The sequence below is a fragment of the Desulfatibacillum aliphaticivorans DSM 15576 genome (assembly GCF_000429905.1).
In the GTDB taxonomy this organism is placed as follows: Bacteria; Desulfobacterota; Desulfobacteria; order Desulfobacterales; family Desulfatibacillaceae; genus Desulfatibacillum; species Desulfatibacillum aliphaticivorans.
The window spans coordinates 59,060-78,512 of the sequence record NZ_AUCT01000033.1 but is presented as its reverse complement, the minus strand read 5'-3'; the positions used below and the strand labels follow the sequence as shown (position 1 = coordinate 78,512).

Below are 19,453 nucleotides of genomic sequence, written 5' to 3'. Positions count from 1 at the left end.
TGAAGCCGGACAACAATGCGGCGGAAAACGCGATTCGGCCTTTTGTGGTGGGCCGGAAGAATTGGCTTTTTGCGGGATCGCCCCGGGGCGCGGAAGCCAGCGCTTTGTTCTTCAGCCTGATCGAGACGGCCAAGGCCAACGGCCTGGAGCCCTTTGCCTATCTGAAAGTTTTATTTGAAAGACTCCCCCTGGCGACCTCCCGGAAAGACTACCAAGCTCTCCTGCCATCCCCGGATTTTAACCTTTCCAACAATTGATTTTTACCCAACCGGGTACTTCACTGGACGCTTACTTTTTTCGTCCCCGATGGCGGACAGGATATAGTCATTCTGCTCCTTGACGATTTCGGGAGAGTTGCCGTAGCCGGGCGGGCCGCCCCAGGCCTCTATGACGCGGACCTGAGGATAGAGCTTGCGAATCCAATTCGCCCGCACCTGCAAGGGAACGTCCATGAGGCCGGTTTCGTAAACAAGGATCATGAGCTCGTCCACTTCCCTGAACGCGGTTTCAATGAGGAACTGATGCCCTTTATGAAAAGGGGCGAACTTTCCCAGGGTCAGACCGATTTTCTTCATGCCGCCGCCTCTTGGTCCCGGATGGCCGACAATTTTTTTGCGCCCGTATGCCACCGCCAATATCCGAAAATGCTGTTGGCGAGATAGATCATCCACATGACGATCATCAAATCCCCCGAGGCGCCGCCCGCCCGCCACCGGAGAATCCACATGGCCGTGCTGACCGTGTTCAGGATGATGTACAGCATCCATTGCTCCTTGTATCTCCACATCATAAGCAGGGTGGCGATGATGGAAATCACGTTGGTGCTGGCGTCGATGTACGGGGTGTTCTGGCCGGGGATTCTGCTGAGGATAAGCCCCAGCCCCAAGGTTCCCAATATGACGACGGCTGCGACCATGGCCCGATGCCGCCAGATCAGCTGGCGCATTTCCACCACGTTGTCCCGCATTTTTTTCCGCCACATCATAAACCCGATAATGTTTGTGGGGATGAAAAAGCCCAGGTTCAGCATGACTTCTCCAAATAGGCCGTTTTGGTAGGCCATCCAGGCGTAGGTGCAACTGGCGTACATGCCCGCGGCGTAGCCTTCGATGCGCCCTATGGCGGTCAGGGCCACGCACAAGATGCCGGAAATCAGCACACTGGAGGCGAACAGGGAATCCCCCATGGCGATGGAGAAGCAGACGGCGGCTATCAACAGCAATGCAACCCATACAACGTCTTTAACGTCCGTTTTTGTATTCATGCACAATAATCCGTTAGGAAAGAGACAAAACCGGTTCAGGCGACGGAATTGAAGTCCTCGCAAAAATTCAAATGGATGGAACGGGTTTTGAAATATCACGGCGGAGGTTTTTGATCAAGGAACGGAAAAAGCGAGTGTGAAATGCGTCCCCCCCGAGGGAGGCCGGGGGGGAAGCGTATGAGGATTGCATGGTTTTGCGGCGTCAGGCTTTGTGGCCCCAAACGCCGTAAACGGGATCGGAGCAATAAAGCTGATCCGCGTATTTGTCGTCGTCAGGCCGGGGCAGGCCTTGCATGGAATAGGTCTGCAAATCCTTGAACGCCCCGGATTGGAGGAAATATTCCAGCACCAGGCCCATGCGTTCAAAGTCGTGGGCTTCCTTCCACACGTCGATCGCCTTGGGCGGAAACCACCGGTTGGAAAAGGTCAGGGCGAAAACGCCTCCGGGCCTGAGCACCCGGGCGGCTTCCTTGAACACCTCCACCGGCTTGGTCAGGTACTCCACACTGACCGTGCATATGATGGCGTCAAAGGAGTTATCGTCAAAAGGCAGTTTCGGGTTCTCGTTCAGGTCCTGGACCGTGAATCCGTTCAGGCGGCGGTTGCTTTCCAGCTCCTCCTGGTTCATGCCCAGGCCGTGGACGCTCTTCAAATTGAGGTCGGCCGGAATATGGGAATTCCAGCTTGCCATGAGGTCCAAAACGTCCATGCCGTCTTTCAAAATGCGGCCGTACAGATTGGAAACCACCTCCATGGCCTGGGAGTCGATATGGTTGACCATCCGGGGCTGATCGTAAAAAACCGCGTCCGCGGCTTCGTCCTCCCGGTCAAAGGCGCCGGGATAAAAAAAGTCGGTGGCGCAGCCGTTGGCCCGAACCTGCATGCCGGGCCCCACGCCCAGGATGTCTTCCACGGCCAGGCAGCTTCCGCCCCGCTCTTCCTTGTCGCTGATTCCGCCCGCAATCCGGGCCTTGAGGGACAGATCCTTGCCCGCCAGAGGATGATTGAAGTCCGCGGTCAGTTTGCTTTCATCAATGGATTTAATGCGGAAAGGGGCGCGATTCTGGGGAAACACCCCTCCCACGTCCTTCAGGATTCCCCGAGGATAAAACCGGCCGCCGTGCACCGGCCTGCCCAGAGCCTTTTCATTGACCTGGGCTGGTTTGAGTTCCTTTAGCTGGGCCGAGGACAAGGCTTCCACGCCTTCGCCCGGGCGCAACTCAGCCGACGCCCATTCTCCGGGAGGATTTTCCAGCAAAGCCTTTTTGAGCTTGTCCGGTAAGATGTCCCGCCAAAAATGGACCCGGTCCACGTAAAAATTTTCTTCATGCGCCGCGTGTTCGCTGTTCCACTTCACCTGGAACTCCACGCTGGCCGTTGATTCTGATCTTAGCTGTGTCATATAAGCCTCCTTGCAAACATCGTCATAGGAAGCCCGGTCCAGGACACTGTAGCCGAGAATAATGTCATCATGGTTTGGAAGGATGTCAAGGGAGGAAGCCGAGGGGAAGCTCTCACTGAAACCGCCCGGCGGGATGGAGTCCACGCCGGGCGGCGGAAAGCGATGGGCGCAGCAAGGCCTACCGCTCATCCGGGGGGAGTGTCGTTTTTTCAGGTCACTATTTGCCGTTTCACGCCAAGGCGCCTTTAGGCAAATAACTCAAACTTTCGGGAATCAAGTTTACTTCACATATTCAAGGGATTGCAGCAGGCTATGAGGTATTAAACATCAAAGCCGACGTCCCAAAAACTCCCTCCCCCTTGACGGGGGAGGGTTGGGGGGGTGACCTTTTACAGCGCGGGAACCGCGCAACTACAATGGCGAGGAGACCTCGCAACTACTCCCCCCCATCCTGTCCTTCCCCCGCCAGGGGGGAAGGGACCATGACTCTCGGGCTCTGGCATATAGATGGATCTGAGCCGCACACATAAATACTTGATTTCAAAGCACTACTTCCAATCCCGAAAATTGAGCAAGGAATGATATTCCTCGGAGCCGTCAAAAATGACGCTGGGTTCCGGCTTGCGGGACGATCCGAAAATATGGATCATCCCTTGCCGGAATGACGATCCTTCCGGGTGACAATAATCTTTTGGGGTCGCAAATCCATTTGTTGGGTTTCGCACGCATGTTTTCGGCTTTGGTCATTACTTCGGCGAGGACGGGACAGCCTTCTTTTGAAAAGTTCTGCAAGCTCTACCCAACCTACTATTTTTATGGATAAAATGCAGGTTGGGCAGAGCGTTGCAACAGTATATTGAATCGGGAAAAATGCGTCATGCCTAAACGCATCATAAAATTTACATCGCCGCCGCGAAACCCAATATTGCAAGGCGGCTGCCACGACCGCCGCTCTCCGTCGCACCCGTGGAGAGAGGCGGCGGCAAGCGGGTATAATGGCCTATTCGCCTTTGAAGACCGGCTTGGTTTTCATGGCGAAGGCGGTCATGCCTTCCATGCAGTCCTTGGTCTCGAACAGCTTGACCAGTTCCTGGCGCTCCAGTTGCAGGGCCATTTCCGGCGAAACGCTCTCCCGCATGGACAAAACCCGCAATATGGCGGAAACCGCCAGGGGCGGCCGGGTGGACAGGGTTGCGGCCAGCTCCATGGATTTGTCCATGACCTCGCCTTCCTCGCACATCTCATTGACCAGACCGATTTCAAGGGCTTTTTCCGACCGGATTTGTTTGCCAAGCAGCATCATTTCAATGGCCTTGGCCCTGCCCACAAGCCGGGGCAGGCGCAGGGTTCCGCCGTATCCGGGCATGATGCCCAGGTTGGTTTCGGTCAGCCCGATGCGGGCGTTCTTTTTGATGATGCGCATGTGGCAGGCCATGGCAAGCTCCAGGCCTCCGCCGAAGGCGTGCCCGATCATGGCCGCAATGACCGGTCTGGGGAAGGCTTCGATCTTGTTGAATATGTCCTGGGCGCGTTTGATAAAATCGATGGGCGAGAGATTGCCGAAGCCTCCCGAAAGGTCAGCGCCCGCGCAGAAGATTTTATCCCCGGAGCCCGTGATGATCAGCGCCCGCAGATCCTTGTCCTGGGCGGCCAGGTCCAGGGTCATGCTCATGCCCTCGAAGACCTCGGCGCTCAACTGGTTGGCTTTGGGCTTGTTGATGGTGAGGATGCCCGTTGTTTCCTTTTTTTCGTACAAAACAGAGTCCGACATAGCGCCTCCTTATTTCATTTCCTTGAATGACCCGTCCGCGACTTCCGGCTCCGGCTTGAAAATCGCCAGGCCGAAGCGCTCGTGGAGTTTGTCCAGGGACGTCACCAGTTGCTCGGGCTGCATGCCCGCGCACATGGCGAACGGCCCTGCCATGGCTTTCATACCATGTACCACAGCAAGGTCGATGTCGGCTACCGAAGCGGCGATTCCTTCCTTATGCACACGCACGGCTTCGTTGATCTGAATGGCCAGCATTTCCATGGGGGTGATGTCCTGGCACATGGTCGTTCCGTCGATGAGAGGCTTGCCCGAGGACCAGTCGTAGATGCCCTGGCCGGTTTTCTTGCCCAAGTCTCCGGCCTCCACCTTGGCGGTGAGATACTTGCCCGGTTGGAACTCGGGAGACAGGGTTTCGGCGTAATATTTGAGCGTATGCACAAACACGTCCAGGCCCACAAAGTCGGCCAGTTCGTATGGCCCCTGGGGCATGCCCACCATTTTCATGGCCGTGTCCAATTCGTCGGGCTTGATCTTTCCCTCGTCTAGTATGGCGCTCAGCATGGCCTGGTTGGGCGCGTTGATCCGGTTGACGATAAAGCCGGGGGAGTCTTTCAACACCACCACGGGAATCTTTTTGACGGCTTCGGTGAACTTGACCAGGACGTCCGCGGTTGCGTCGCTGGTTTCCGCGCCCTTGATGATTTCCACCAGTTTCATGCGATTGACCGGATTGAAAAAATGCAGGCCTGCAAACCGGGCGGGGTTGTTTACTGCCTTGGAAATCTCCGTGATGCTCATGGTGGAAGTGTTGGTGGCCAGGATGGCGTCGCCGGGCGCACTGGCCGAAACCTCGGAGAAGACGGACTTTTTGAGATCCATGATTTCAGGCACGGCCTCGATGACGATCTGGGCGTCGCTCACGGCCTCGGCCGTGTCCGTGGTGGCTGAAATCCGGGCCATGACGTCTTCCTTGTCCTGGGCCGAAATCTTTTCCTTGCCCACAAGGATGTCCAGGCTTTCCACGATCTTCCCCATGCCCCGGTCCAGGAACTCCTGCTTCACGTCCTTCATGGCAACGTTGTATCCCGCCATGGCCGCCACCTGGACGATGCCGTGGCCCATATCGCCCGAGCCGATTACCGCAATTTTCTTCACGTCCGCAAAATCCATTGATTCCTCCACATTGTTTTTTCAAGCCCTAAAAAATGATTGATAGAGTAGTTTGGGGTTGCAGCCTTGTCAAGACTGACATGTCAGTCTATATTCTTTTGCGATGGGCTGTCAAGACAAAAACTTGAAGTCGATGAATAAACTAAAGCAAGGCCGCTTTCATAATCAGGTTGCATTATCGGAATGAGATGTGATTTTAAAGGAAAAAAGTCCTTATTTTCTTTTCGCTCCCTGATTAACCTCAACGGCCTGTGGCGCCGCACCTCTGAGATAAGGAAGGATTTCATGGGTAACTCGATACGAAAAATATTGAAATCAAATATTATACCGATGGCGTCTGCTTTGCAGAATCAGACCATACCACCCTCGGCGTGGAACGCGCCCGGCCCATGGAAAGAGTCATGAACTATTATGATCTCATAAAAAACTTTAAATCCCTGCTCGACGAAATAAACCGCCTAAAAATCGAAAATAGCCAGTTGAGGGTCGAACTCGGGCTGAAGCCTCCACAATCGTTACAGGCATCACCTCTGGTTGTTCAAACAGAAACAATGGGCCATGAGGATGAGTTGCGTGTTGAAAGCCAATCCTTTGCAGTCAATAACTCATCGGATTCTCCTACAAAAATTCGCCTTTTTATGTCCTTGTTCAAAGGGCGTGAGGACGTCTTCGCCAAAAGATGGGAAAGCCGAAAGTCAGGTACGGGGGGATACGCCCCAGCGTGTCTGAATCAATGGCGGCCGGGAATATGTGGAAAACCCAAATTACCTTGTTCAAAATGCAGCAACACATCCTATGCCGAACTGAATGAAACAGTCATTGAAAGCCATTTGAGAGGCCATGCCGTCGTCGGCGTCTATCCAATGCTTCAGGATGAAACCTGTCATTTCTTGGCCATGGATTTTGATAAGGCGAATTGGGAAAAAGATGTTGCCGCTGTTAGGGACGTATGCAGCGAGTACACGATTCCCATTGCGGTAGAGCGTTCAAGATCGGGAAAAGGAGGCCATGTCTGGTTTTTCTTCGAACATCCAGTCTCCGCAGGTCTGGCGCGCAAATTCGGCGCGGCTCTTTTAACCCGCACTATGAACAAACGGCATGACCTCCCATTCGCATCCTACGATCGTTTGTTTCCCAGTCAGGATACCATGCCAAAGGGCGGTTTGGGAAATCTGATCGCCCTGCCATTGCAAAAAGCGGCCAGGGAAAATGCCAACAGCGAATTCATTGATGAACATTTTCGATCGTATTCCGATCAATGGGCCTTTCTTTCCGCCATTGAGAGGATGTCGCAAAACCGCATAGAATGTCTTATAACCGACCTTTCCCCGGGTGATGAACTTGGGGAACTGAAAATCGATGAAGAAGAAAGTAAACCTTGGGAAACTAAACAACCGCAAACAGTTCTTGAAAAAAGCGATTTCCCGGATAAGCTCGAGATCGTTAGGGGAAACATGCTATTTATTCCCAAGGAGGGAATGTCGCAACGCGCTTTGAACCGGTTAAAGCGGCTGGCAACGTTTAAAAACCCGATGTTCTATAGACAACAGGCCATGCGTTTGCCCACCTATAATTATCCAAGGGTGATTTCATGCTCCGATGACACGCAAGGTTATCTGTGTCTACCCAGAGGATGTGAGCCAGACCTTGTATATGAAATCGAAAAATTGGATGTAAGCATCAAGATAATTGATAAAACTTACGCAGGAAAACGGATCAACGTGGAATTCAAAGGCCATTTGAGAGACGAACAGAATTTGGCCCTCAGCCATCTTATTCAACACGACAATGGCATACTTTCGGGGACAACTGCCTTCGGCAAGACAGTAGTTGCCATCAAGCTGATTGCCGAAAAAAAGACAAACACGCTAATACTGGTGGACAAAATTAGCCTGTTGACCCAATGGAAAGAGAGGCTATCAGAATTCCTTGAGATCAACGAACCTTTGCCGGATGAGTCAAATGGGCGACGGAGGAAAAGACACATCATTGGTCAAATCGGCGGCGGCAGGAATACTTCGTGCGGAGTTATTGATATTGCTGTCATGCAATCTCTTTCCAGGAAAGGGGAAGTGAAGGAGATCGTACGGGACTATGGCCTGATCATCGCTGATGAGTGCCATCATGCCTCCGCATTTACTTATGAACAAATTTTAAAAAAGGCCCGCGCCAAGTATGTTTACGGCTTGAGCGCAACCCCTGTCAGGAAAGATGGGCATCAACCTATTCTGTTCATGCATTGCGGTCCGATTCGATACCGGGACAACCCTAAAAGGCAGGCGGAGAGCAGACCCTTTGATCATTATGTTATCCCCCGGTTCACATCGTTGCGGACGCCCTTGGGAATGGAGTTGAAGGACATAACCATTCAGTCATTGTATGTTGAAATCATGGAGAGTGATTTCAGGGATCAGCAGATCATCGGTGATGTTTTAAGAAACCATGAACAGAATAGGCATTGTCTTGTTCTGACCCTGAGAACGGCTCACGTTGAGAAACTTGCTAAAATGATAAACGAACATGTTCCGAATGTGATCTCCCTGACAGGCGGCATGGGAAAGAAGGGAACCCGAAAGGCTTTTGATCGCATCGCCGAAATTCCGGCAGACAAACCTTTTGTTCTGGTGGCAACCGGCCATTTCATTGGTGAAGGGTTTGATGAGCCCCGTCTCGACACCCTGTTTCTGGCCATGCCTATATCCTGGAAAGGAACTCTGCAGCAATACGCCGGAAGACTACACAGGCTGTGCAACTCAAAAAATGAGGTTAGGATTTACGATTATGTGGATATCCAGGTTCCCATGCTTGAAAGAATGTACCAGAAACGTCTGAACGGATACGCATCCATGGGGTATAAGGCCAAAGCAAGCGAGGTTATGGATGACCCTATAGACATCATATTCTCCAAAGACAATTTCTTGCCTGTATTCACACAGGATATCATTGCCTCCCAAAAAGAGATTCTCATTGTCAGCCCGTTTATTCGGCAAAAACGAACAAGGCAAATGATCCACCACCTTAACGCAGCAAGCGGCGCCGGTGTCCGCATTACCATCATCACCCGCCCTGAAGGGGATTTTCCGGAAAAGGATCATCCTCCATATCGAAAGGCTCTGGATCTTCTATCAGAAAGCGGATTCGCCATAATATACAAGTCAAACATCCACCAAAAATTTGCAATCATGGATCAAAAAATCATTTGGTATGGCAGCATTAATCTTTTAAGCTACGGAAACGCCCAAGAGAGTATCATGCGCATTGAAAGCTCCCATATCGCCAATGAGTTGATTAAGAGCATAGAAAACGGATAGGGGCGCCATCGTCATTAAAGAAATCGAGTAGGGGGCTTCACAGCCCCCCTACTTGATTTTTATTGATCATGCTCCGTCGCCGTATTGGGCGCGGAGGTCTTTTTTCAGGATTTTGCCGGTCATGGTTCTGGGGAGTTCGTCCACAAAAGCCACCTTTTTGGGGCATTTGTAACCGGCCAGCTTTTCGCGGCACCAGGAAATAACTTCGTCCTCGGACAGGTCCTCGCCCGGGGATTTCACCAGGATGGCCATGCCCACTTCGCCCCATTTTTCGTCGGCCACGCCGATGACTCCGGCGTCGGCGATCTTGGGATTGCTCATAAGGGCGTCCTCCACCTCGGCGGGATACACGTTTTCTCCGCCTGAGATGTACATGTCCTTTTTCCGGTCCATGAGATACAGATAGCCTTCCTCGTCAAAATAGCCCATGTCTCCGGTGTGCATCCACCCGTCCACAATGGTGTTGGCCGTGGCTTCGGGGCGTTTCCAGTATTCCAGCATGACAATGGGGCCCCGGACCACCACCTCGCCCATTTCGTGGGGGGCGAGTTCGTTATTCTGGGCGTCCACCACCTTGACTTCCGTATGCAGCAAAGGCTTGCCGCAGGAGCCGATCTTTTTGAGGGCTTCCTCCTTGCGAAGCGCGCTGATGGCCGGGGCGGTTTCGGTCATGCCGTATCCCTGGGCGAAGAGCACGCTTTTTTTCTGATACGTTTCAATAAGGGCCCTGGGGCAGGGGGAGCCGCCGGCCAGCAGGTATTTCACCGTGGAAAAATCCGTATTTGGGAACTCGGGCATCTGGCTCATGAACAAGTACATGACCGGAATGCCGAACATGACCGTGACCCTGTCCTCCTGGATCATCTTGAGAACGCCCACGGGGTCGAAAAAGCGCTGGATGGTCAGGGACGCGCCGCCGTACAGGGCGGGGGTGGCCGAGCAGTTCAGGGCGCCGATGTGGAACAGGGGGGCGCAGCACATGACCACGTCGTTGTTGTCCGAGCCGTAGGTGACCGCCGCGTTGATGGCGTTCCACTGGGTGTTTCCGTGGCTGAGCACGGCGCCCTTGGGCTTGCCCGTGGTGCCTGAGGTGTACATGATGAACTGGGGGTCGTCCATGACCACTTCGGATTCCGGCGTGGGCTCGGCGGTGGACATGGGCGCAATCAAGGACTCGTATTCCCCGTCGTTGGGGGCGCCGCCGGCCATTTCGCAAATGCGTTCGCGCACCGTGGGGATTTTATCCTGCAACGCGTCGCGGACGGCCGTAAACTCCGGGGAGTAAAAGAGCAGGGAGGGTTCGCAGTCATTGATGATGAATTCCAGTTCAGGAGGGGCCAGGCGGAAATTCAGGGGAACCATGATGGCCCCTATTTTTGAACAGGCGAAAAGGATTTCCAAAAACACGTTGCTGTTGGCCATGAGGGCGGCCACCCTGTCGCCTTTTCGGATGCCTTCTTTTTGCAATAGATGGGCTAACTGATTGATGCGTTCGTTGAACTCCCGTTTGTTCAAACGGAGATCCTGGTACTTGATGCAGGGTTCTTCAGGATAGAGCTTGGACCACTGAGCGGGCCATTGACCTACGTTCATAGCTGCCTCCTTGGTGGGAATAAATGATATGTATTTGGGGATAATACTATTGGGGGATATAACTTTAGTATAAAGACGCTATTGACGGGCGTCAATCAATATTTCGCATCAATATTTTACGCACATCATGAACAAACCCTCCGGCGGCGCGGTGGGGCCTGCCTGGCCCCGGTCTCCCGACGCCAGAATATCCATGACCGCCTCGGGGGGGATTTTGCCCATGCCGATATACACCAGGGTTCCCACGATGTTGCGGACCATGTAGCGCAGAAAGCCGTTGGCCTCCACCCGGTATATAATGTGGTTTTCCCAGGACTGGATGTGGGACTGCATGATGTTCCGCACGCTGGTGGCCTTGGGGCTGCCCGCGCCTTCGAAGGCGGAAAAATCGTGCGAGCCCAGGAACAGTTCGGCGGCCCGGGTCATGGCTTCCTTATCCAAACGCCTGCGAACATGCCAGGCGTATTGACGGCAGACGGCCGGCGGCGTGGGGCCGTTTGTAATGTGATATTCGTAGATTTTGCTCACCGCGCTTTTTCGCGCGTGAAAACCGTCCGGCGCCAGGGTGGACTCCTTGCATACGATGTCTTTGGGCAAGGTGGAATTCAAGGCCTTGACAAACACCCCGGCGTCCAGATGGGTGTTGCACCGGAAGTTGGCGACGTAATTGAGCGCATGCACGCCGGAGTCCGTCCGGCCCGCGCCGTAGACAACGCACTTCTGCCGGGTGATTTTTTCCAAAGCGCCTTCCAGCACCTCCTGTATGGTCAGGTCGTGGGGCTGCCTTTGCCACCCGTGGTAGTGCGTCCCGTCGTATTCCAGTATGAGCTTGAAATTCCGTTTCATACCCGCCCTGATAACCCATTCCTTAAAAGACCGCAAGCGCAGGTTTTAGAGGAGCTGCGCCAAGCCCACCGCCAGGATGAATCCCGCGCAGATCCAAAGGGCCGCCTTCAGGGCGCCCAGCCCTGCTCCGAAATCGGATTGGGAAAAATCCTTCGGCCGGCTTTCGCGCCGTCCGTCCTGAGCCAAAGATTCCGTGGAATCCTCCGGCCGGAACAAATACGCGATCCGCCGCCCCCATGTACTATCTGTCGTTTTCATTGCATTCCCTCTTAAGCTCCTCCGTGGTTATGGTGTTGCTTTTTATTACGGCATGTGAGAAAGCAATAACAGATACAGTTTTAAAGAAATTCCACCATAACAGTTATCCAGGAACAGGCCATGCCCGCACAATTCCAATATGTATCCCTGGCGGACGAAATTCAGGACAAAATCGCCTCCGGGCAATATCGGGCGGGGGATCGCCTCCCGTCTTTACGCAAGCTGCACGCCCGGGCGAGACTGAGCATTTCCACGGTGTACCAGGCTTATATTGAATTGGAGAAGCGCGGGCTGGTGGAAAGCCGGAACAAATCGGGCTTTTTCGTCAAAGCCAGGGTGCACGGGGAGCAGACGGCGCCCAAGCTGAAACTGGTGGAGCCTGTTCCCAAGCCGGTTAACGTGGACGCCCTGGCCAAAGTGATTGTGGAAAAAATCAGCGAGCCGGGAATTATCAACCTGGGCGGGGCCATGCCGGACCCGTCTCTTCTCCCCATAAAGCAGCTGACGCGGGAGTTAAAATCGGTTTCCGGGAAAGACATGGCCCGGTTGCTGAGTTTGTACGAGCATCCGGCCGGCAACCCGGAACTGCGCCGGGAAATAGTCCGGCGCACCACGGGGACGGCCAAACAGGGGATGGTTGATGAGGTAATCATTACTCAGGGCTGTCTGGAGGCGGTCTTTCTCTGTTTGCGCGCCGTGGCCAAGCCGGGCGATGTCATCGCTGTGGAGTCTCCGACTTTTCACGGTCTGCTGCAATTGATCGAGGACCTGGGCATGAAGGCCCTGGAAATACCCACGGATCCCCAAACCGGCATCAGCCTGCCTCATCTTAAGGACGCCCTGGACCGCATTTCGGTGGAGGCCTGCGTTTTCGTCCCCACCTTTCAGAACCCGACAGGCGGCTCCATGCCTATGGAGGCCAAGGAGGAATTGGTGGAACTGTTGGGGGAGAGGGAAATTCCGATTATTGAGGACGATATCTACGGAGACCTGTATTTTGGGGAAACCCGGCCGGCTACACTAAAGTCGTTCGACCGCAGGGGCATGGTGCTTTTTTGCTCTTCTTTCTCCAAGACGCTGTCGTCCGGGCTTCGCGTAGGCTGGACCCTTCCGGGCAAATTTACGGAACGGGTTATCCGGATGAAATGCAACACAAACATCAGTTCCGCAAGCCTTCCGCAGCACGTGATAGCCCAGTATTTAAAAAACGGCGCCTATGAACGGCATTTACGGCGCCTGAGAAACCTGCTGAAAAACAATGTGGCCAACATGTCCCTGGCTCTTCGGGAGCATTTTCCCGAGGATGCCAAGCTGACCATGCCTCAAGGGGGGATGCTTATATGGGTGGAGTTGGACGAGCGGGTTGACAGTTTTGAGGTGTATAAGGTTGCGGAGAAGGAGGGCATATGCTTTTTGCCCGGGCTGATATGTTCGACTTCCAACAGGTATCGCAACTGCATTCGCATAAACTGCGGCGGAACGTTGACGCCCAAGGTGGAAAAAGGCATAGCTCTACTAGGACAAATGATAAAGGATTTCCGACCCTAATGAAATCCATGGCGCAAACGCAGCCTGGTGTGGTATTTGCATATCAACAGGGAGCAGTTCCCGGAATAAAAAATCCTTAAGGATCGCCCATTATTAAGGGCCATTATGCAGATTAGCAATCCCTCCCCAAAATTCCTGCAGCGCCTGGCCGGGCGCTTGCTGTTGGCTGCTCTGACCTTTGCATTGGTTTGGGCTCTGTCCGGTTTTTCCCTTGCCGTTTCGCCGGACGGAACGATCAAGGCTCGCGGAGACTGGGCCTACCCTCCTTATGAAACGCTTAAAAACGGAAAGCCCGTCGGATTTAACATTGATGTGTTAAAGGCCGTCTGCCGCATCATGGGGTATCAGCCGGAAATCAGCTTAGGGCCCTGGAGAGAAGTCCGGGAGGACCTGGAAAAGGGCCGCATCGACATGATAACCGGGATGTTTTATTCTCCGGACCGGGATCAATATGTGGATTTTTCCAGCCCGCATGTCATTGTAACCCACGGATTATTCGTCAAAAAAGGCTCTCCAATTCGATCCATGGAGGATATCAAGAACGCCCGGATAGCCGTGCAGGAGGGGGATATCATGCACGACTATGTCCTGAGTCAGAAATTAGGGAAGCAAACACTGACCGCCCGGGATCAAAGCGGCGTCCTTAAATTGGTTGCTTCAGGCAATGCGGATTGCGCCCTGGTTCCCAAAATGCAGGGGCTTTACTACTCCCGAGAAAATGGGCTGCATAATTTAGTCACCGTTGGGCCGCCCATATTGCCCCGTCAATACTGTTTTGCCGTTCAAGAAGGAAACGTCAATCTTTTGGCCGGCCTGAACGAAGGCCTTAGTGTTCTCAAGGCAACTGGAGAGTTTGAACAAATCCACAGAAAATGGTTTGGCATGTTTGAACCTGAGCCTGCTTCAAGCACGATTAAAAAGTATCTTTTATGGGTGATTCTGCCTCTCATTTTTTTGTTGCTTATGGCTTATTTGTGGACCCGCGTGCTAAAAAGGCAGGTGCAAATCCAGGCTCACGCATTAGTGGCCAGCGAGCAGCGTTTTTCCGGCTTGTTGGATCGCCTCAACGAGGTGGTCTATCGCATGGGCATTCCTGACGGAAAATATGAATACTGCAGCCAAGCCTCGGAACAGATATTCGGTTACACTCCCCAGGAGATTCTCAGCACCCCAAAGATCATTAAAGAAATTGTCCATCCGGATTGGATTCCCATGTTCAAAAACGAATGGGAAAACCTGCTGGCGGGCAAGGTTCCTCCATCCTATGAATATAAAATCGTGGATAAAGTCGGGAAGGGGCGCTGGATTTACCAGACCAACACCGGGGTGTTTGATGAAGAAGGAAACATAATCGCCATTGAAGGCTGCTGCACGGACATCACGGAAAGGAAGGAAGCGGAGGAAAAGGTGCAGAAGCACCTGACCTTTTTCAAACACCTGACTCGGGTGGAGCAGGAATTGTCCGGAGAACAGGAGTTGGAGGAGGCCCTGGACAAGGTGCTGGGGGAGGTTCTGGATATTTTCCAGTGCGACCGGGCGTGGCTTCTTTATCCGCTGGACCCGGAGGCCCCCTCGATTCAGATCAATTGGGAGCGCACCAGGCCTGAATATGAAAATCCGGAAATCCGGAGGAGTGACATTCCCATGACGCCGGGGATGGCGCGTATGTTCGCCGGGTATATAGAGACAAAGGCTCCGGGGGAGCAATACTTTGCGCCAGGCGAAATGGACATCGACCCGGAAAACCGGTTAAAAGTGAAATCCTTGCTTGCCGTAGCCATGTTTCCGCAAACAGGCAAGCCCTGGTTGTTTGGCCTGCACCAATGCTCCCACTCCCGAGAGTGGACGGATTGGGAGAAAGACCTTTTCAATGAAATAGGTATGCGCATAGGAGAAGCCCTGAACTCCCTGCTGCTGCTTCGGGATATCCGCCAAAGCGAGGAAATGTTCCGGGCCATCACGGAACACACCTCGGATAGCATATCCATATTTTCCCCGGAAATGACCATAAAATACGTAAGCCCCTCAACGGCCCGCCTTTCCGGTTTTGACTATAATCGGTTTATAGGGACCGATTACCAAGCGTTCATCCATCCGGAAGACCGGCTTAAATTTAAGACGGTGCTCCATCGTGCAATGCAGTCGGAAGGGGAAACATTCACCATAGAAGAAGTCAGGCTGATAAACGCTTCCGGCAAGTACGTGCATTACCAGGTCCTTGTAGTCTCCCTGTTAGAGACGCCGGGGATTAACGGCATTGTGGTCAATTGCCGGGACCTGACCAGCAGGCAAGAGGCGGAGCGCGAAATGACCCACTTGCGCCGCCTGCTGAGCGACATCATCAATTCCATGCCGTCTGCATTGATCGGGGTGGATAAAGCGGGAAGCATAACCCACTGGAACCTGGGAGCGGAAAAATTCAGCGGGATTGTGGAATCCGAGGCTTTGGGCAAGACCTTGAATGAGACTTTTTCTCACATTTTGACTTTATGCGATCTGGTGCAAAAATCCCAAAACACGGGCAAGCCGCACAAAGAAACCAACGTTCCGGTAAAAATTCAGGGGAGTCAGCAATTTCTGGATATCACCATTTACCCTTTGACGTCAGAAGACCGAGGCGGCGCCGTGATCCGGCTTGACGACGTAACGGAACAGGTGCGTATCGAAGAAATGATGATTCAATCGGAAAAAATGCTTTCGGTTGGGGGGCTCGCCGCCGGCATGGCTCACGAAATCAACAATCCCCTGGCCGGCATGCTTCAAAACGCGGAGGTGCTGCTTAACCGCTTGTCTGAAAATCTTCCTGCGAACCTGAAAGAAGCCTCGAATCTGGGTTTGGATATGGATAACATCAAGGCCTATATGGAAAACCGCGGCATATTCACCATGCTAAACAACATCAGGGAGTCCGGCCAGAGAGCTGCGGCGATTGTAGACAATATGCTCGGCTTTTCCAGAAAGACCGAGTCGTTGTTCCTGGCTCACGATCTGAAGGCGCTGGTGGAAAAGGCCCTGGAGCTTGCGTCCAGCGATTACGATCTGAAACGGGATTATGACTTTAAAAAGATCAAGATTGAAAGGGAGTTTGAAGACGACCTCCCCCCTGTGGAATGCGAAGCCACGAATATTCAGCAAGTACTTTTAAACCTGTTGAAAAACGGCGCCGTAGCCATGGCGGAAAAAACATACAGCACGGACCAGCCCTGTTTTACGCTGCGTTTGAAGAAAGAAGGCGACATGGTGAGGCTGGAGGTTGAAGATAATGGGGACGGGATGCCTGAGGAGGTGAGAAAAAGGGTGTTTGAGCCTTTTTTCACCACCAAAGGAGTGGGTCAGGGCACCGGCCTGGGGTTGTCCGTATCTTATTTTATTATTGTGGAAAAACACCGGGGGGGCATGCGCGTGGAGTCGGCGCCCGGCAAAGGGACCACATTCATCATCCACCTGCCCGTAACCGCCGTCCGGGATGAGTTCTCCACGCAACAAAGCCCGCCGCTTTAATCAAAGACCACTTCCATAATGGAAAAATCGTCGTCCAGGGTGTCCTCTCCGCACAGCTTTTTCGCGTGTCCGAAAAGGCGGTCCATCTCCGCCCCTTCATTGGGAGGCACGTTGACCATAAAATCCTGGAATTCCTCGTACTTCCACATAACGCCTTCCGGCGTTTCGATCTCGTAGACGCCGTCGGAAAAGACGAACAAGCGGCATTTGCCTTCGATCTTCACTTCGTTCTTTTTATATTTGACGTTGGGCATGCCGCCAATGAACATGTTGGGGGTCTTGAGGCCGATGGGACGGATGCGCCCCTTGGGGCCGCTGGTCATGAGCAGGGCGGGCGGATGCCCGCCGCTGGCGTAAACCAGGGTGCGGGTTTTCCGGTTATAAACCCCGTACCACATGGTAAAGTACATTTCGTTATGCCGTTCCATGGGAAAGGCGTTGTTCAGGGCGTTCAGCACCTGATCCGGCTCCTTGAAATCAGTGCCGGGCAGGGATTGAGACTGAAGCACATTGATAACGGACACGGAAAGCAGCGCAGCATGAACCCCGTGGCCGCACACATCCAGCAGGTATATGGCGAAATGTTCTTCGTCCACCCAATGGTAGCCGAAAGAGTCTCCGCCCAGGGACGTGGACGGTATAAACCGCCAATGCGCCCTTAAAGGCCCGTCCGTAATGGGGGACGGCAGCAGGGTTTTTACGTAATCAGCGGCCTTGGACAACTCGGAGTACAGCTTGCGAAGGGCCTCGTTTTTCTTGGTGACGTCCCGAAAGGTTCCTATGAAAAACTCTTCGCCCTGCTTGCCGCCGATGCGAACCACCGCTTCCATGGGAAAGGCTTCCCCGTTTTTTCGCAGACCGGGCAATTCGTGCAATTCGCCGGAAAATATGCGGTCCAGGATGTCCTCTTCCTCCCCGTGCTCCAGCAAGGCCAGCATGGACATGTCGATGAATTCATCGTAGTCGTATCCGAAAATGCGCATGGCTGCAGGGTTGATTCCCCGGATGCGGAGGCTTTCAATGCCAAAGGTGATGATGGCGTCTGCAGCCGCCTCCACAATGTCTGCCGCGTTCTTGGCGGCCTGGAGCTTCTCCTGGGCGATGAGGTTTTCCAACAGCCTGGAACGGACAATGGCCACGGCGGCCAAGCCAGCGAAGGCCTCCAGGATTTCCAGGTCGCCGTCGTCAAAATTCCTGGAGCTTTTGGGGTTCAGAACCTGGACCACGCCCAGCAACTCGTTTTCGTGCAAAATGGGGGAGCACAGGATAGCCCGGGTGACGAACCCGGTTTCGCTGTCGGCGCGTCGGGAGAAGCGCGGGTCGTTCTGGGCGTCCCGAATATTGACCGATTCTCTGTTTTCGCCCACCCAGCCCGCAACGCCCTCGCCCAGTTTCAGGGTGATTTTTTCCCGGAGAATCTTGTCCAGGTTGCCCGTCCCTTCATTGGACGCCAGCTCAAACTCGAGCACATTCCGGTTGGGCCGATACCGCATGATGGACGAGGCCTCGGCGTTTGTCACTTCCTTGGCAAGGGTCATGAGCATGGGAAAGAGTTCTTCCAAAGACTCAACCCTGGCGATGGTCTGGTTGGCTTCGATCAGTTTTTTCAGCCTTACGGCCTGTTCTGTTTGGTCGGTGGCTTCCATGACTAATCTTTACCGCTGCAAGCGGCCTCTCCCTTGATGCTAAGTTCTATAATATTCTTATCGTCCACCCGCTGGTAATTTATTGTGTCCAGCATATTGCGAACCAGGTGGATGCCAAGGCCGCCGATGGTGCGTTCCGATATGGGAGTGGATAAATCCGGCTCCGGGGCTTGTTCCAGGTCGAAGCTGTTTCCGTCGTCGACGATCTGCACGGAAACTCCCGGCCCCTCCACTTCCAGGCGCACGGAGATATCGTGGTCCTTGCACTCGTCGTCATAACCGTATTTGAAAATATTGGTCAGAATTTCTTCAAGGGCCAAATTGACGCCGTACAGCACCCTTGGACTAAGTTCATGAGACTCAAGAAACTCATTGACGGATATACAAATGCGTCCAAGCTCATCATAGTCGCTTTTTAAAGCAATTTCCAAAACCCGGGCCATAGCACAGCCTGCATCCCCTTCCATGCCAAATCCCGCCGGGGCGGGCGCGGCAAGTTAGTGATTCACGATAACGCCGCTAAAGCCAACGCGAATTGCCAAGGGAAGGTGCTATCCCTTTGCGATGGTCTGGGCTTCGCCTTCGTCGTGGGTGATAGGCATGAGCTCCGTCAGACCGGCGGTCTGCAGGATTTCCTCCACCAAAGGCTGGGGATTTAACAAAACCATTTTTACGCCCCCGGCAAACAGCGTTTTCGCGCCCTGAAAAAGCATCCTGATGCCCAGGGAAGCCAAGAAAGAAACCTGGCTCAAGTCAACGATCAGGGACTTTCCGGCGCCTGCATAAGCGGCAAATTCCGTCCCAACAGCCTGTTCGCCCGCGACATCCAGCCTGCCGGCCAATGCCAGATGGGTATAAGCGTCACTCGACTGCACCACAGTCAATTCCATAGCTCGTCCCTTCCTTTCTATGATTCTTCACCAGTATGTATTCCCTCGATTAGACAGGCAAAAGCCCGCGTGACGGAGCCTTGCCCAACTGCAACGGCGGGAGCAGCTTCAAACTCTTATTCGTACAACTTTTCAGGCAAAAATTCAAACGACTTCACCTGGATGGACCTATTCGGCAGCCGAGGCGTTTCGCTCGTAATCAGCAGGCAATGAACAGGACGCTGCAGGCATAAATTTAATACCTTCAATTCTT

Annotated in this window: 15 protein-coding genes; 4 read left to right on the top strand and 11 right to left on the bottom strand. The window is 53.5% G+C overall.

What is annotated here, in order from left to right; translation table 11 throughout:
- Positions 1-257: transposase domain-containing protein (locus G491_RS0123545; RefSeq protein ID WP_028316293.1), on the top strand; the 257-nt coding region annotated here is incomplete at its 5' end.
- 3 nt (positions 258-260) lie between these two features.
- Here the strand turns inward: G491_RS0123545 and G491_RS0123540 are convergent.
- The 5 genes from G491_RS0123540 to G491_RS0123515 form a co-directional block, all read right to left on the bottom strand.
- Entirely contained in the window at positions 261-575 is a 315-nt protein-coding gene (locus tag G491_RS0123540; RefSeq protein ID WP_028316292.1) for an adenylyltransferase/cytidyltransferase family protein, read from the bottom strand.
- Complete coding sequence (gene pnuC, locus G491_RS0123535) at positions 572-1,264, bottom strand: nicotinamide riboside transporter PnuC (protein ID WP_028316291.1); 693 nt, start codon at positions 1,262-1,264, stop codon at positions 572-574. Before pnuC ends, G491_RS0123540 begins: the two co-directional genes overlap by 4 nt.
- A gap of 202 nt (positions 1,265-1,466) precedes the next feature.
- Positions 1,467-2,666 (bottom strand): methyltransferase domain-containing protein, encoded by a 1,200-nt coding sequence (locus G491_RS0123530; RefSeq protein WP_028316290.1) that lies wholly within the window; start codon positions 2,664-2,666, stop codon positions 1,467-1,469.
- Positions 2,667-3,666: 1,000 nt separating this feature from the next.
- On the bottom strand, positions 3,667-4,437 hold the full coding sequence (locus G491_RS0123520) for an enoyl-CoA hydratase-related protein (RefSeq protein WP_051327486.1): 771 nt from the start codon (positions 4,435-4,437) through the stop codon (positions 3,667-3,669).
- Positions 4,438-4,446: 9 nt separating this feature from the next.
- On the bottom strand, positions 4,447-5,607 hold the full coding sequence (locus G491_RS0123515; RefSeq protein WP_028316288.1) for a 3-hydroxyacyl-CoA dehydrogenase family protein: 1,161 nt from the start codon (positions 5,605-5,607) through the stop codon (positions 4,447-4,449).
- Positions 5,608-6,008: 401 nt separating this feature from the next.
- Here G491_RS0123515 and G491_RS0123510 point away from each other — a divergent pair, with 401 nt between their 5' ends.
- Positions 6,009-8,918 (top strand): TOTE conflict system archaeo-eukaryotic primase domain-containing protein, encoded by a 2,910-nt coding sequence (locus G491_RS0123510; RefSeq protein ID WP_028316287.1) that lies wholly within the window; start codon positions 6,009-6,011, stop codon positions 8,916-8,918.
- A gap of 66 nt (positions 8,919-8,984) precedes the next feature.
- Here G491_RS0123510 and G491_RS0123505 read toward each other — a convergent pair whose 3' ends face one another.
- The 3 genes from G491_RS0123505 to G491_RS35645 form a co-directional block, all read right to left on the bottom strand.
- Positions 8,985-10,511, bottom strand: a complete 1,527-nt coding sequence (locus G491_RS0123505; protein WP_028316286.1) for an acyl-CoA synthetase — start codon at positions 10,509-10,511, stop codon at positions 8,985-8,987.
- Positions 10,512-10,619: 108 nt separating this feature from the next.
- The gene (truA, locus tag G491_RS0123500) at positions 10,620-11,357 is read right to left on the bottom strand and encodes a tRNA pseudouridine(38-40) synthase TruA (RefSeq protein WP_028316285.1); all 738 of its coding nucleotides are present in this window, start codon (positions 11,355-11,357) and stop codon (positions 10,620-10,622) included.
- 45 nt (positions 11,358-11,402) lie between these two features.
- Entirely contained in the window at positions 11,403-11,615 is a 213-nt protein-coding gene (locus G491_RS35645; protein WP_157468522.1) for a hypothetical protein, read from the bottom strand.
- 120 nt (positions 11,616-11,735) lie between these two features.
- Here G491_RS35645 and G491_RS32230 point away from each other — a divergent pair, with 120 nt between their 5' ends.
- The gene (locus tag G491_RS32230) at positions 11,736-13,163 is read left to right on the top strand and encodes an aminotransferase-like domain-containing protein (protein WP_035219945.1); all 1,428 of its coding nucleotides are present in this window, start codon (positions 11,736-11,738) and stop codon (positions 13,161-13,163) included.
- Positions 13,164-13,268: 105 nt separating this feature from the next.
- On the top strand, positions 13,269-16,664 hold the full coding sequence (locus G491_RS34540) for a PAS domain S-box protein (protein WP_051327485.1): 3,396 nt from the start codon (positions 13,269-13,271) through the stop codon (positions 16,662-16,664).
- On the opposite strand, the gene G491_RS34535 is transcribed toward G491_RS34540, so the two are convergent.
- The 3 genes from G491_RS34535 to G491_RS32210 form a co-directional block, all read right to left on the bottom strand.
- Positions 16,661-18,310 carry a GAF domain-containing SpoIIE family protein phosphatase gene (locus tag G491_RS34535; RefSeq protein ID WP_051327484.1) on the bottom strand — a complete coding sequence of 550 codons (1,650 nt, stop codon included), beginning with the start codon at positions 18,308-18,310 and terminating at the stop codon, positions 16,661-16,663. The two genes, G491_RS34540 and G491_RS34535, sit on opposite strands and share 4 nt — an antisense overlap.
- Positions 18,311-18,312: 2 nt before the next feature.
- Complete coding sequence (locus tag G491_RS32215) at positions 18,313-18,777, bottom strand: ATP-binding protein (RefSeq protein WP_081436009.1); 465 nt, start codon at positions 18,775-18,777, stop codon at positions 18,313-18,315.
- Positions 18,778-18,861: 84 nt separating this feature from the next.
- The gene (locus G491_RS32210; protein ID WP_015948244.1) at positions 18,862-19,200 is read right to left on the bottom strand and encodes an STAS domain-containing protein; all 339 of its coding nucleotides are present in this window, start codon (positions 19,198-19,200) and stop codon (positions 18,862-18,864) included.
- Positions 19,201-19,453 lie beyond the last annotated feature (253 nt).

Excerpts from the sequence above, each read along its gene's own strand:
- G491_RS0123520 (WP_051327486.1), bottom strand. The coding sequence starts at position 4,437 with ATGTCGGACTCTGTTTTGTACGAAAAAAAGGAAACAACGGGCATCCTC.
- G491_RS0123505 (WP_028316286.1), bottom strand. The coding sequence starts at position 10,511 with ATGAACGTAGGTCAATGGCCCGCTCAGTGGTCCAAGCTCTATCCTGAA.
- G491_RS35645 (WP_157468522.1), bottom strand. The coding sequence starts at position 11,615 with ATGAAAACGACAGATAGTACATGGGGGCGGCGGATCGCGTATTTGTTC.
- G491_RS0123515 (WP_028316288.1), bottom strand. The coding sequence starts at position 5,607 with ATGGATTTTGCGGACGTGAAGAAAATTGCGGTAATCGGCTCGGGCGAT.
- G491_RS0123510 (WP_028316287.1), top strand. The coding sequence starts at position 6,009 with ATGAACTATTATGATCTCATAAAAAACTTTAAATCCCTGCTCGACGAA.
- G491_RS34540 (WP_051327485.1), top strand. The coding sequence starts at position 13,269 with ATGCAGATTAGCAATCCCTCCCCAAAATTCCTGCAGCGCCTGGCCGGG.
- G491_RS32210 (WP_015948244.1), bottom strand. The coding sequence starts at position 19,200 with ATGGAATTGACTGTGGTGCAGTCGAGTGACGCTTATACCCATCTGGCA.
- G491_RS32215 (WP_081436009.1), bottom strand. The coding sequence starts at position 18,777 with ATGGAAGGGGATGCAGGCTGTGCTATGGCCCGGGTTTTGGAAATTGCT.
- pnuC (WP_028316291.1), bottom strand. The coding sequence starts at position 1,264 with ATGAATACAAAAACGGACGTTAAAGACGTTGTATGGGTTGCATTGCTG.
- G491_RS34535 (WP_051327484.1), bottom strand. The coding sequence starts at position 18,310 with ATGGAAGCCACCGACCAAACAGAACAGGCCGTAAGGCTGAAAAAACTG.
- G491_RS32230 (WP_035219945.1), top strand. The coding sequence starts at position 11,736 with ATGCCCGCACAATTCCAATATGTATCCCTGGCGGACGAAATTCAGGAC.
- G491_RS0123530 (WP_028316290.1), bottom strand. The coding sequence starts at position 2,666 with ATGACACAGCTAAGATCAGAATCAACGGCCAGCGTGGAGTTCCAGGTG.
- G491_RS0123540 (WP_028316292.1), bottom strand. The coding sequence starts at position 575 with ATGAAGAAAATCGGTCTGACCCTGGGAAAGTTCGCCCCTTTTCATAAA.
- truA (WP_028316285.1), bottom strand. The coding sequence starts at position 11,357 with ATGAAACGGAATTTCAAGCTCATACTGGAATACGACGGGACGCACTAC.